Below are 1,273 nucleotides of genomic sequence, written 5' to 3'. Positions count from 1 at the left end.
CACTTGCACTTTGAGTTGTGGAAACGGACGGTGGGGCAAGGCTGGGTGGTTTTGGACGCTACCGATGACCTGCAGGTCGCCGTTGCCCGGTTGCCGGGTTAGCATGAGGGACAACAGCGGACGTGGCGGAACGGCAGACGCGCTAGACTTAGGATCTAGTGCCGCAAGGCGTAAGGGTTCAAGTCCCTTCGTCCGCATCCCTAACCAGGAAAGATCACCTGCAGAATCTGCTCCGGCACAATCGACTCCATCGCCCCATTGGCCGCCTTGAGGAACCGAAACGGCCCTTCAGCCGGCAGCAGCCGTTCCGGTTCAGTCGGCCCAAACAGCGCCAGCAGCGGCGTCTGCGTCGCCACCCCCAGATGCATGGGAGCGCTATCCACACACAACAGCAGCGTTGCCCCACCAATCAAGGCCGCCAGTTGCCCCAGCTGGGCAGGGCGGCTCACCGCCAGATCCGGCAGTTGCGACAAAAACCCTTTTGCCAACTGCTCATCCTCTGGCCCCAACACCAGCACCAAGGGCAGCTCCGGCCGCTTCTCCCGAAAGCCCCTGACCACCTTCACCCACTTCTCAGGGGGATAGAGCTTCTGAATGCCCTTCTCCTGCGACAGTTGGCTGGCCCCCGGATGCAACAGCACATAGTCTTGGGCGGCGTCCCCCAGCAGGCGCCGGCGCTCTTGCTCCGCCCACTCCAGGTCTGTTTTTTTGAGGCGAATCTGAGGCAAGCCCGCCGGCGCCACAATGCCAAACCCCTGCACCAGGTCGTGGTACATGTTGGCGGCATATTGGGCCGGCTTCAGGGGCACCGGGTCGGTGAGCCAAGGCCGGCCTGGCCCCGGCGGCGCATAGCCCACCCGCTTGGGGATCCCGGTCAGCCAGAGCAGCAGCTTCACCCCCAAGCTTCGGCCCAGGCTCAGCACCGCGTCGTACGGCCGCTCCCGAATCCGCCCCAGCAGGTCGCTGAGGTCTGCCAACGAGAGCTGCTGCTTGAACGGGAAGGTCAGCACCCGATTGACCGAGGGGCAAACCTCATAGGCCGCCGCCGCCCGCGGCTCCACCAGCACCGCCAGCTCCGCCTCTGGATAGCGCTGCCGCAAACTGGCCAAGGTGGGAAAAAACAAAATCTGGTCGCCAATCCCCCCCGGCACCAAAGCCAAAATGCGGGGGGCCAAAGCCGCGTCTCGAAAAGCCATCTCCATAAAGCATCCTGTCGATAGCTGTATCCAGCCTACCGGTTCCCTGGACCGCGTTTACTCTAGCTCAGATGGGG

The 1,273-nt window shown here is 63.5% G+C and carries 1 protein-coding gene and 1 tRNA gene; one reads left to right on the top strand and one right to left on the bottom strand.

The genetic code is table 11. The features are described 5' to 3' along the window. Positions 1-116: 116 nt before the first annotated feature. Positions 117-197, top strand: a tRNA-Leu gene (locus NW862_RS12715). Positions 198-200: 3 nt separating this feature from the next. Here NW862_RS12715 and NW862_RS12710 read toward each other — a convergent pair. Then, positions 201-1,196: a glycosyltransferase family 9 protein gene (locus tag NW862_RS12710; RefSeq protein WP_414336202.1), complete on the bottom strand. Its 996-nt coding sequence runs from the start codon at positions 1,194-1,196 to the stop codon at positions 201-203. Positions 1,197-1,273 lie beyond the last annotated feature (77 nt).

This window comes from Synechococcus sp. H55.8 (assembly GCF_047462375.1).
Taxonomy (GTDB): domain Bacteria; phylum Cyanobacteriota; class Cyanobacteriia; order Thermostichales; family Thermostichaceae; genus Thermostichus.
Note: the sequence above shows the minus strand (reverse complement) of the source record. Positions and strands in the feature narration are given on the sequence as shown.

Bases quoted from the DNA above. Each gene is read 5' to 3' on its own strand.
- NW862_RS12710 (WP_414336202.1), bottom strand. From the start codon at position 1,196: ATGGCTTTTCGAGACGCGGCTTTGGCCCCCCGCATTTTGGCTTTGGTG.